We start from the raw sequence: 11,080 nt of genomic DNA on the forward strand, positions 1-11,080 counted from the left end.
GGATGCCGCCGTCCTCGCCGTTGGCGAAGGTGATCTCCGGCCGGTCGATGCCCGGGACGCCCCCGAGCAGATGGTTCACGACTTCGGGGCGGGCGATCGCCGCCGACAGGTCGGCGAGGGTGACGCGCAGGGTTCCCGTCACCTCGTCGGCGGTCTGGGCCACGAAGCCGGTCCGGTTGCGGCCCAGGCGGATGCCGTTGAGCGATACGTCGACCTGGTCCAGACGCAGCCCGTCCTTCGAGATCAGGTAGTCGATGATCACCGGCGCTCCTCGTTCGACCGCGGATCGGTCTGTCCTGCACGCTACCCAGCAGGTTGCTGTACGACGCAGGTGATGGCGCCGCGAAGCGCGCGCAGGCGCGGGAACGGGCTCGACGCCGCTAGAACGCTTTGTGCAGGGCGAACGGGTAGACCGGTCCCGCGCCCGATTCGCGCAGCAGCGCGGCGGCGACGGTGAGCGTGAACCCGCTGCGCAGCGAATCGTCGAGAAGCAGGACCGGACCGACCGGCACATCGCCAGAGATGCCGAGCCGGCGCAGGGCGAGCGCGGCCGAGTCGGCGTTCGTCGCCGCGTCGGCCTGGAAGCCGTCGCCGTCGGCGGTCAACGGGGTGGCGAGCTGCATGCGCCCGCGCTCGGCGATCCGGGCGGCCAGGTCGGCCAGCAGCGCCCCGCGGCGCCGCGACGGCACCCAGGTGACCCAGGTCGGGCGTCCGGCCGGCCAACCCCAGGCGGCGAGCGTATCGACGATACCGTCGAGGATCTCGGCCGGAACCGGGGCATCGCCGGCGAGCGCGGCCTGCACCGGTTGGGACCACACCGCGTCGTCGCCGCGGGAAAGGGCGCGGCCCGGCTCGGCGCGAACCGACTCGGCGATCCGCCCCCGCCGCTGGGCGCCGGCGGGCCACATCTTGCGCGGCTCGATGATCACCCGCTGCGCGCGCAGATGTGCCCACGCGGCGCGCACCGTCTCTTCGCCGGCTGCGCGACCAGGCGCGGGGAGGCGGCCGGTGCACACCGAGCAGCGTCCGCAGTCGCTGGCGCCCGGATCGTCCAGTTCCCTCCGCAGCACGCGCATGAGGCAAGACGCCCTGGTCTGGTAGGTGCGCATGACCTGTTGCTCGCGCCGCCGGGCCGCGGCGATGCCGGCATACCGCTCGACGTCATAAGTCCACGGACGGCCGGTGGCCCCCCACCCGCCGTCGACCCGTTCGACAACGCCGTCGACGTCGAGAACCTTCAGCAGCGACTCGAGCCGGCCCCGGCGCAGCCCGCTCTCGACCTCGAGCCGGGGGATGCTGAGCGGACCGTCGGAGAGCACGTCGAGCACGGCCCGGACCTTCTCCTCCGGCGGGAACGAGGTGGAGTCGAAGTACGCCCAGATGCGCTCCTGCGCGGCGGTGGGCAGCAGCACCGCGTCGGCCGCGTCGAGCGCGCGTCCGGCCCGTCCGACCTGTTGGTAGTACGCGATCGGCGAGGACGGCGCACCGAGGTGGACGACGAAGCCGAGATCGGGCATGTCGAGGCCCATACCGAGCGAGGAGGTCGCGACAAGGGCCCGCAGCTCGTGGGCGAGCAGGGCGCGCTCGAGCCTCACCCGGTCCTCCGGCGGGGTGGCCGAGGAATACGCCGCGACGGCCAGCCCGCGCCCGCGCAGGAACTCGGCCAGTTGCGTGGTCTCGTCGACGGTCAGCGTGTAGACGATCCCGCTGCCGGCGAGATCGCGGCCGCTGAGCGCATCGGCGATCCAGGCGTAGGCGCTCGGCAGATCAGGGGTGGGGATGACCGAGAGCGCCAGGCTCTCGCGGTCGAGCGAACCGCGCAGCGTGAGCGTGTCGGCCCCGAGCTGGGCGGCGACGTCGCGGCTGACCCGTTCGTTCGCCGTGGCGGTCGTGGCGAGCACCGCGGTGTGCTGCGGCAACCGCTCCAGCACGCTGGCCAGGCGTCGGTAGTCCGGGCGGAAGTCGTGGCCCCAGTCGGACAGACAGTGGGCCTCGTCGACCACGAGCAGGCCGATGCGCGGGGCCAGCCCGGGCAGCACTCTCGAGCGGAAGCCAGCGGAGTTGAGCCGCTCGGGTGAGATCAGCAGCACGTCGACCTCGTCGGCGTTGATCTGCGCCTCGATGGCCGACCAGTCCTCGATGTTCGCACTGTTCAGCGTCACCGCGCGCAGGCCCGACCGCTCGGCCGCGGCGACCTGGTCACGCATCAGCGCCAGCAGCGGCGAGATCACCAGCGTGGGCCCGCGGCCGGCCGCGCGCAGCAAGCCGGTGGCGATCCAATAGACCGCGGACTTGCCCCAGCCGGTGCGCTGCACCACTTCGACCTTGCGGCCGTCGAGCAACGCCTCGATCGCCTGCCACTGGTCGTCGCGCAGGGTGGCGTTCGGGCCGGCCAGGCGGGCGAGGTGCTCCTGGGCGGCGTCGCGGGCGGTTGCGGACACGGTGCCATCGTGTCCGACCCGTCCGACACTTTCGCGCCCGGTCTGGCTGCCGGGGTTGCGTGTGTGGCGACCCTGCGGGGCGACACGCCGCGTAGGAGCCCGCTCCGTCGCCACGCACGGCGTCCATGTGGTTACACCAGCGGGCGGTTCAACCGGATCCGGACACGCAGATCCCACAGCAGCCAGTTGAACGGGAAGCGGCGCGCCACCGGCGGCAGCCGACGCAGCACCGCGCCGAGCCGGCGCAGTACCCGCTCGAAGCGCTCCTGGTCGCCCGCGCTCCACGGCAACCGCATCTCGTCGCGGAACTGCTGCGGCAAGAAGCCGGTGGTCACCCAGGTGTTGAAGCGCACGCTGCCGCGCAGCGCCGGGTGCATGTACTGCCGGGTCATAAGGCCGTGCAGGTACTCGCGCACCGGCTCGTCCATCGCCACCCGGGTCACGGCCTCGTCCCAATAACGCGCGAAGGCGGCGCGGTCAGCCGGCCACATCTCGGTCGGTACCTGCAGCGTCGTGCCGAAGCGCGCGGCGTGCTCGTAGAAGGCGTCGGCCTGGTCGTCGGGCATCGGGCCGTACAGCTTCGAGTACAGGTCCATCGCGCCGTAGTACATACAGGCGGCCACCCACAGCTGCAGGTCGCGGCTGAACGCGTTGTACTGCACCGGGTCGTCGGGCTGCGAGCGCACCTGGCGGTGCTGGCCGTTCACGGCTTCGCGGTAGCGCGCCCGCTCGTCGTCGGTGCCGAGCAGTGCGACCGAGATGTAGGTGAACGTGGTGCGGAACCGTTTCAGTGGATGTCTGGTGACCTGCCCGCTCTCGACCGTGCTCTCGACCACGCCGTGCCCGACCGGCGCCAGGGCGAGCTGCATGATCACGTTGGCGGTGCCGGCCAGGAACGCACCGACCCCGTCGAGGTACACCGATCCGTCGAACGGCACTGGGTCGGCGGCAACCGCGGTGCGAGCGGGAAGCGCCGCCGGAGCTGGTCTTGCCACCGCCCAACGGTATCAGCGTTGTTGACAGACTGCCAATAGCGCGCGCCGAGGGTCGTCAGATCCAGCCGCGCCGCTTGAACAGCACGTAGAGCAGGGTGCCGACGACCACCATCAGGACGATGGCGAACGGGTAGCCGAGGTACCAGTGCAGCTCGGGCATGTTCTTGAAATTCATGCCGTAGATGGACGCGATCGTCGTCGGCGCGAAGCCGATCGCCGCCCACGCCGAGATCTTCTTGACCTCGTCGTTCTGCGCGTTGCTCGTGCGGCTGAGCGCGGTCATCTCCTCGTTCTGCTTCTGCGCGACCAGGATCGAGTTGACCTGCAGGATGTCGCGGAGCAGGACCCGCAGGCTGTCGACCCGCTCGTTCACCTGTGTCACGTGGTCGGCCACGTCGCGCAGGGCGCGCCGCAACTCCTCGTCCACTGCGTACTTGTCGAAGCCGGCCGCCAACCCGTCGAGCATGGCCCCGAGTGGTGACGCCGCGCGCTGGAAGTCGATCACTTCGCGCGACAGCTCGTAGATGCGCCGCGACACGGCCGGATCGCCGTCGAAGACCTGCGTCTCGATCTCGTCGACGTCGTTCTCGATCCCGGCGACCACGGGCGGGTAACCGTCGACGACGGCGTCGAGGATCGCGTACAGCACCGCCTCGGTGCCGTGCGCGAGCAGCTCCGGGTCGTCCTCGAGCCGCCGGCGCACGACGGACAGGTCGGGCGACTCGGCGTGCCGCACGGTGACCACGAAGTCCTTGCCCAGGAAGACGTGCAGCTCGCCGAACTCGACCTCCTCGACGTCGTCGAGGTAGCGGGCCGCGCGCAAGACGACGAACAGTGTGTCGCCGTAGCGCTCGAGCTTGGGGCGTTGGTGGGCGGTGATCGCGTCCTCGACGGCGAGCTCGTGCAGGTCGAACTCGGCCGCAAGCGTCTTGAGCTCGTCGGCGTCCGGTCGGTACAGCCCGATCCACGCCATGCCGTCGGGCTCGCCACGCAGGGCGGTGAACGTGTCGGCGAGGGTCGTCGGAGTGCACTGCCGTTCGCCGTTGCGGTAGACGGCCGAGTCGACGAGCCCCGACCGGCGCGGCTGCTCGCTCGGCGGCTCGTCCACCAGCAGCTGCTGCCCGCGGCGCGCCTTGGGGCGGCGCCGGATGAGGCTGACCGGCGACGGCAGGTGGCGGCGGTCCGGCATGCGCCGACCCTATCCGCGCCGGCCGGCCAGCGGTCTGCAAGCATCGACGACGTGACCGCCGAGGCGCCGAGCCGGCTGATCGTCGACTTGCCCGGGCTCTCGGTCGCCGCGCTCACCTGGGGACCGGATGACGGGCCGCTCGCGTTGTTGCTGCACGGCTTTCCCGACTCGGCCTGGACGTGGCGACACGTCGGCCCGCCGCTCGCGGCCGCCGGGTGGCGCGTCGTCGCACCGTTCTCGAGGGGCTACGCACCGAGCGGCCTGCCGGCCGACGGGAGCTACCAGCTCGGCGCGCTCGTGCACGACGTGGTGGGGCTGCACGCCGCGCTGCGACCGAAGGGTGACCCTCTGCTCATCGGGCACGACTGGGGAGCGATGACGGCCTACTCGGTGAGCGCGTTCGCGCCCGACCTGTTCCCGCGCATCGTGGCGATGTCGGTGCCCCCGCTGCCAACCCTCCGGCGTGTGTTCCGCGGACCGGGAGCGACCCGGCTCGGTCTGCGCCAGGCGCGCTGCAGCTGGTACATCGCCGCCAACCAGATCCCGGGACTGTCCGAGCGTGCCTTCCGGCCACTCGTGCGCCGCCTCTGGGCCGATTGGTCGCCCGGCTACGACGCCGAGGACGACCTCCAGCACGTCGCCGCGGCCTTGCCGGACGTCGCTCGTCGCGGGGCCGCGATCTCCTACTACCGGGCCATGGCCCAGCCCTGGCGCCGCTCCGCCCGCTACGCCGCGGAACAGGCGAGCTTCCTGCCCGCCCCGTCCGTCCCGACGCTGTACCTGCACGGCGACCGGGACGGCGCGCTGCTTCCCGAAGTGGGTTCCGAGGTGGGTGCCGACCTCGCTCCGGGCAGCCAGGCGATGATGGTGGCGGGGGCCGGGCACTTCCTGCAACTGGAACAACCGTCCACCGTGGCTGAGGCCATCCTGCGCTTCGCCCCGTCGAAAGGAACCGCATCGTGACCGTGTACGACACCGCAGTGGAGACGCTCGCCGGCGAGCCCACAACGCTGCGCGAGTACGCCGACGGCCCGCTGCTCGTGGTCAACGTCGCCTCCAAGTGCGGGCTCACGCCGCAGTACGCGGGCCTGCAGCAGCTGCACGAGAGTTACGGCCCGCGCGGCCTGCATGTCCTCGGCTTCCCGTGCAACCAGTTCATGGGCCAGGAGCCGGGCACGCCGGAGGAGATCCAGCAGTTCTGCTCGACCAACTACGAGGTGACCTTCCCGCTCTTCGCCAAGATCGACGTCAACGGACCCCACCGTCACCCGCTCTACGCGGAGCTGACCCCGGTGCCCGACGCCCAGGGCAACGCCGGTGACGTCCAGTGGAACTTCGAGAAGTTCCTCGTGGCCCCGGACGGCACGGTCACCCGCTTCCGGCCGCGCACCGAGCCGTCCGCACCCGAGGTCGTGGACGCTATCGAGGCCGCGCTCGCGGGGTAGCTTCCAGACATGCAGGACCGCACGCCGCACCCCGACACCCTGGAGCCGATCGAACGGGCGTCGGTGGACGAGCTGCGGGAGCTGCAACTGAGCCGGTTGCGGTGGTCGGTGCAGCACGCCTACGACAACGTCGCGCACTACCGTGCGGCGTTCGACGCCGTAGGCGTCCATCCGTCCGACGTGCGCGAGCTCACCGATCTGGCCAAGCTGCCGTTCACCACCAAGACCGACCTGCGCGACAACTACCCGTTCGGCATGTTCGCCGTGCCGCGCGAGCAGGTGTCGCGCATCCACGCGTCGAGCGGCACGACCGGCCGCCCCACGGTTGTCGGCTACACCGCCGAGGACATCCGCACGTGGGCGGCCGTGATGGCCCGCTCGATCCGCGCGTCCGGCGGGCGGCCGGGCGACAAGGTGCATGTCGCCTACGGCTACGGGCTGTTCACCGGCGGCCTCGGTGCGCACTACGGCGCCGAGGCGCTGGGCTGCACCGTGATCCCCGTGTCGGGCGGAATGACCGAACGGCAGGTGACCCTGATCCGCGACTTCGAGCCGGACGTGATCATGGTGACGCCGTCCTACATGCTCGCGATCGTCGACGAGCTGGTCCGGCAGGGGATCGACCCGCGCTCCACGTCACTCGCTGTCGGGATCTTCGGCGCCGAGCCGTGGACGAACGACATGCGGACGGAGATGGAGCAACGTCTCGACATGCACGCCGTGGACATCTACGGCCTCTCGGAGGTGATGGGACCGGGTGTCGCGAACGAGTGCGTCGAGACGAAGGACGGCCTGCACATCTGGGAGGACCACTTCTACCCGGAGATCGTGGACCCGGTCACGGGCGAGGTCCTCCCCGACGGCACCGAGGGGGAGCTGGTCTTCACGTCGCTGACCAAGCAAGCGATGCCGGTCATCCGCTACCGCACCCGTGACCTGACCCGGCTGCTGCCCGGCACCGCACGAACCATGCGGCGCATGGAGAAGATCACCGGCCGCTCGGACGACATGCTGATCGTGCGCGGGGTGAACCTCTTCCCGACCCAGATCGAGGAGCTGATCCTGCGCACGCCGGCGCTGTCGCCGCACTTCCAGTGCGTGCTGACCCGTCCCGCCCGGATGGACGAGCTGACGGTGCGGGTCGAACGTCGTGCCGACGCCACCGCGACCGATGCGCAAGCCGCTGGACACGCACTACAGGCACTGATCAAGAACACCATCGGCGTCTCGGTCGGAGTCGTCGTCCTCGACCCCGACGGCGTCGAGCGCTCGGTCGGCAAGATGCGCCGGATCATCGACGAACGGCCGCGCCCGGCTCCCTGACCCGTAGGCCCTCGAAGACGGCGTCGTGCACGGCGTCGGCCAGCTCGCCCGCGTCGTTGGTGCCGGCCGGCCGCAGCCACTCGGTCAGCGAGTTGACCATGCCGAACAGCAGCCGGGCGGTGACGACCGGGTCGATCCCCGGGCGCAGCTCTCCGGCGCCCACGGCGTCTTTGACCAGCCCGGCGGCGAGACGGTCGAGGCGGCGGCGCCGAGCCAGCGCCTGCCGCTCGACCTCGCTGTTGCCCCGTACCCGCAGGAGCAGCGTGACATAGGGGAGCTGCTCGACGAGTACGGCCACGCTCTGCCTCATCAACAGCTCGAGACGGTCCACGGCCTGGGCGTCACTGCGCCGGGCATCGTCGGCGACCCGCTCCAAACCCGACAGCGCCCGGTCGAGAGCCAGGCCGAGGAGGGCGTCCTTGCTCGGGACGTGGTGGTAGATGGCCGACTTGGTGATGCCGATCCGCTGGGCGAGATGCTCCATGCTCGTGCCGTCGAAACCGCGTTCGTTGAAGACATCGACGCTGCGCTCCACCACCGTGGCAAGGTCGAGCCCCGGCCGGCCGCGGCGCTTGGGCGCGGTCACGTCCGGAGCTCGGAGCTGCGGCCGCGGAACTCGGCGATCACCTGGTCGCCGCGCCGAACCGTGACGTCGTAGATGCCGGTCCGGCCGGCCCGGGTGCGGGCCCGCGCATCGGCGTCGAGGACGTCGCCGAGCCGGGCCGGCGCCAAGAACGAGATCTCAGCTCCTGCGGCAACGGTGAGCGGCCCCCAGCTGTTGCAGGCACAGGCGAACGCGGTGTCGGCGAGCGTGAAGATCAGCCCGCCGTGGGCCAGTTCGTGGCCGTTCACCATGTCCGGCCGCACGGTCATCCGCGCGCGGGCCCAGCCCGGGCCGTGCTCGACGACGTCGATGCCCAGGGCGCGGGAGGCCTCGTCGGCGGCCATCATCGCCGCGACCGGATCGGTCTGGTCATCGGGCATGCGGAAACGCTAGCATGTATAACTGACCGATTGGTCGGTAAATGCTGACCGGGAACGGAGCCTCGGAATGCCGCTGCGCAGCTACGTCCAGGGATCGTGGTTCACACCGACGGCCGAGGGCGCGCCGGTGTACGACGCGGTCACCGGCGAGCAGGTCGCCACGGTCTCCTCGGACGGCGCCGACATGGCCGGCGTCGTCGCCTACGGACGCGGCACGGGAGGTCCGGCGCTGCGCGAGCTGAACTTCCACCAGCGCGCGGCGATGCTGAAGGCATTGGGCGGCCACCTGCGCGACCACCGCGACGAGCTGTACGCGCTGTCGGTCCGGACCGGTGCGACGCTGGGTGACTCGAAGTTCGATGTCGACGGCGGCTTCGGCGTGCTGCTGGCCTACGCGTCCAAGGGCAAGCGTGAGCTGCCCGCCGACACGGTTCTCGTCGAGGGCGCAGTGGAGCAGCTTGGCCGCGGGGGCCAGTTCGTCGGGCAGCACATCCTCACGCCGCTGCGCGGTGTCGCAGTCCAGGTGAACGCCTTCAACTTCCCGGTGTGGGGGCCGCTCGAGAAGTTCGCGCCGGCCTTCCTGGCCGGGGTGCCGAGCGTGGTCAAGCCGGCCACCGCCACAGCGTTCCTGACGGCCCGGCTCGTCGAACTGATCGTCGAGTCCGGCCTGCTGCCCGAGGGCGCCCTGCAGTTCGTGTGCGGGGGAGTCGGCGACCTGTTCGACCATCTCACCGACCAGGACCTGCTGTCGTTCACCGGCTCGGCCTCGACCGCGCAGCGGCTGCGCACTCATCCGACCGTCGTCGGCCGGGCCGTGCGATTCAACGCCGAGGCCGATTCGCTGAACTGCTCGATCCTCGGCCCCGACGCGGTCGCCGGCACGCCGGAGTTCGACCTGTACATCAAGCAGCTGGTCAACGAGATGACCGTCAAGGCCGGCCAGAAGTGCACGGCGATCCGCCGGGCCCTCATCCCCGAATCGCTCGTCGGCGATGTGGCCGAGGCCGCCGCCGCCGGCCTGGCCAAGGTGACGATCGGCAATCCCGCGGACGAGTCGGTGCGCATGGGTGCGCTCGCGAGCCTCGATCAGCGCGAGGAGGTCCGCCGCTCGCTGAAGTCGCTGCTCTCGGTCGGGACGGCGGTGTTCGGTGATCCCGAGCACGTGGACGTCGTGGGCGCCGATGCCGAGCGCGGCGCGTTCATCTCGCCGGTGCTGATCAGGGCCGACGACCCGGAGCGCGCCGAGCCGCACGAGGTCGAGGCGTTCGGGCCGGTCAGCACGCTCATCGGCTACCGCGACGCCGCGCAGGCCGTCGAGCTCGCGGCCCGCGGGCAGGGCAGCCTCGTCGGCTCCGTCGTCAGCGCGGACACCGACTTCGTCCGACATGTCGTGCTGGGGGTCGCTCCGTGGCACGGCCGGCTCCTCGTCCTCGACCGCGACGACGCCCCCGAGTCCACCGGGCACGGGTCGCCCCTGCCGGCGCTGGTGCACGGGGGACCCGGCCGGGCCGGCGGTGGTGAGGAGATGGGCGGTCTACGCGGCATCGCCCACCACATGCAACGAACCGCGGTGCAGGCCAGCCCGAAGGTGCTCGGCGCGATCACCGGGCGTTGGGTGCGTGGCGCCTCGAGGCAGGACGACGGCGTCCACCCCTTCCGCAAGTCGCTGGCCGAGCTCGAGATCGGCGATTCGCTGACGGCCGGGCCGCGGCTGGTCACAAGTGAGGACGTCGCGCATTTCGCCGAGTTCACCGGCGACACGTTCTACGCGCACACCGATGCCGAGGCCGCCGCGGCGAATCCGTTCTTCGACGGCATCGTGGCGCACGGCTACCTTGTCGTGTCCCTGGCTGCGGGTCTCTTCGTCGATCCCGACCCCGGCCCGGTCCTCGCGAACTACGGCATCGACGACCTACGTTTCCTCACGCCGGTGTATCCGGGTGACGAGTTGACCGTGACCCTGACCTGCAAGGCGATCACCCCGCGGGGCGACGCGGCGCACGGCGAGGTGCGGTGGGACGCCGAGATCACCAAGCAGGACGGGTCGGTCGCCGCCCAGTACGACGTCCTGACCATGGTCGCGAACACCTGGCCGCTCCCGTGACCGAGGTCTTAGAGGAGCACTTCGCGGCGACGGTCGAGCGTGACCGCCGGATCGAGCCCCGCGACTGGATGCCCGATGCCTACCGGAACACGATGATCCGCCAGATCGCGCAGCACGCGCACTCGGAGATCATCGGCATGCAGCCGGAGGGCAACTGGGTCACGCGGGCGCCGTCGCTCCGGCGCAAGGCGATCCTGCTCGCGAAGGTCCAGGACGAGGCCGGGCACGGCATGTACCTGTACTCGGCGGCGGAGACCCTCGGTGCCGACCGCGCCGACCTCACGCACCGGCTGATCGAGCGCACGCAGAAGTACTCCTCGATCTTCAACTACCCGACGCTGTCGTATGCCGACGTCGGCGTCATCGGCTGGCTGGTCGACGGCGCGGCCATCTGCAACCAGGTGCCGCTGTGCCGCTCGTCGTATGGGGCGTACGCGCGCGCCATGGTCAGGATCTGCAAGGAGGAGTCGTTCCATCAGCGGCAGGGTTACGAGCTGCTGATGACGATGATGCGGGGCACCGACGCGCAGCGCGAGATGGTGCAGGACGCGACGAACCGGTTCTGGTGGCCTTCGCTGATGATGTTCGGCCCGCCTGAC

Annotated in this window: 11 protein-coding genes; 5 read left to right on the forward strand and 6 right to left on the reverse strand. The window is 70.9% G+C overall.

Annotation, left to right across the window (positions count from 1 at the left end):
• From ABR571_RS01670 to ABR571_RS01685, 4 genes are all read right to left on the reverse strand, one after another.
• The coding region (locus tag ABR571_RS01670; protein WP_409451444.1) for a hypothetical protein at positions 1-262 on the reverse strand (262 nt) is incomplete at its 3' end.
• Positions 263-380: 118 nt separating this feature from the next.
• Complete coding sequence (locus ABR571_RS01675; protein WP_409451445.1) at positions 381-2,441, reverse strand: RecQ family ATP-dependent DNA helicase; 2,061 nt, start codon at positions 2,439-2,441, stop codon at positions 381-383.
• Between the two features lie 131 nt (positions 2,442-2,572).
• Complete coding sequence (locus ABR571_RS01680) at positions 2,573-3,436, reverse strand: oxygenase MpaB family protein (RefSeq protein ID WP_409451446.1); 864 nt, start codon at positions 3,434-3,436, stop codon at positions 2,573-2,575.
• Between the two features lie 55 nt (positions 3,437-3,491).
• On the reverse strand, positions 3,492-4,625 hold the full coding sequence (locus tag ABR571_RS01685) for a magnesium and cobalt transport protein CorA (protein ID WP_409451447.1): 1,134 nt from the start codon (positions 4,623-4,625) through the stop codon (positions 3,492-3,494).
• 51 nt (positions 4,626-4,676) lie between these two features.
• Here ABR571_RS01685 and ABR571_RS01690 point away from each other — a divergent pair, with 51 nt between their 5' ends.
• The 3 genes from ABR571_RS01690 to paaK are packed head-to-tail and all read left to right on the forward strand — an operon-like array spanning position 4,677 to position 7,393.
• Positions 4,677-5,588, forward strand: coding sequence for an alpha/beta fold hydrolase (locus ABR571_RS01690; protein ID WP_409451448.1), 912 nt, complete (start codon positions 4,677-4,679; stop codon positions 5,586-5,588).
• Complete coding sequence (locus ABR571_RS01695) at positions 5,585-6,070, forward strand: glutathione peroxidase (protein WP_409451449.1); 486 nt, start codon at positions 5,585-5,587, stop codon at positions 6,068-6,070. Before ABR571_RS01690 ends, ABR571_RS01695 begins: the two co-directional genes overlap by 4 nt.
• 9 nt (positions 6,071-6,079) lie before the next feature.
• Positions 6,080-7,393 (forward strand): phenylacetate--CoA ligase PaaK, encoded by a 1,314-nt coding sequence (gene paaK / locus ABR571_RS01700; RefSeq protein WP_409451450.1) that lies wholly within the window; start codon positions 6,080-6,082, stop codon positions 7,391-7,393.
• Here paaK and ABR571_RS01705 read toward each other — a convergent pair.
• Together ABR571_RS01705 and paaI are read right to left on the reverse strand one after the other, a co-directional pair.
• Complete coding sequence (locus tag ABR571_RS01705; protein WP_409451451.1) at positions 7,362-7,979, reverse strand: TetR/AcrR family transcriptional regulator; 618 nt, start codon at positions 7,977-7,979, stop codon at positions 7,362-7,364. The two genes, paaK and ABR571_RS01705, sit on opposite strands and share 32 nt — an antisense overlap.
• The gene (paaI, locus tag ABR571_RS01710) at positions 7,976-8,377 is read right to left on the reverse strand and encodes a hydroxyphenylacetyl-CoA thioesterase PaaI (protein ID WP_409451452.1); all 402 of its coding nucleotides are present in this window, start codon (positions 8,375-8,377) and stop codon (positions 7,976-7,978) included. The genes ABR571_RS01705 and paaI overlap by 4 nt, the downstream gene beginning before the upstream one ends.
• A gap of 67 nt (positions 8,378-8,444) precedes the next feature.
• Between paaI and paaZ the strand changes: the two genes are divergently transcribed.
• Together paaZ and paaA are read left to right on the forward strand one after the other, a co-directional pair.
• Entirely contained in the window at positions 8,445-10,481 is a 2,037-nt protein-coding gene (gene paaZ, locus ABR571_RS01715) for a phenylacetic acid degradation bifunctional protein PaaZ (RefSeq protein ID WP_409451453.1), read from the forward strand.
• Positions 10,478-11,080: 1,2-phenylacetyl-CoA epoxidase subunit PaaA (paaA, locus tag ABR571_RS01720; protein ID WP_409451454.1), on the forward strand; the 603-nt coding region annotated here is incomplete at its 3' end. The genes paaZ and paaA, both read left to right, overlap by 4 nt.

This window comes from Jatrophihabitans sp. (genome assembly GCF_046262535.1).
Classification (GTDB): Bacteria; Actinomycetota; Actinomycetes; order Mycobacteriales; family Jatrophihabitantaceae; genus Jatrophihabitans.

Bases quoted from the DNA above. Each gene is read 5' to 3' on its own strand.
- paaZ (WP_409451453.1), top strand. From the start codon at position 8,445: ATGCCGCTGCGCAGCTACGTCCAGGGATCGTGGTTCACACCGACGGCC.
- paaK (WP_409451450.1), top strand. From the start codon at position 6,080: ATGCAGGACCGCACGCCGCACCCCGACACCCTGGAGCCGATCGAACGG.
- ABR571_RS01685 (WP_409451447.1), bottom strand. From the start codon at position 4,625: ATGCCGGACCGCCGCCACCTGCCGTCGCCGGTCAGCCTCATCCGGCGC.
- paaI (WP_409451452.1), bottom strand. From the start codon at position 8,377: ATGCCCGATGACCAGACCGATCCGGTCGCGGCGATGATGGCCGCCGAC.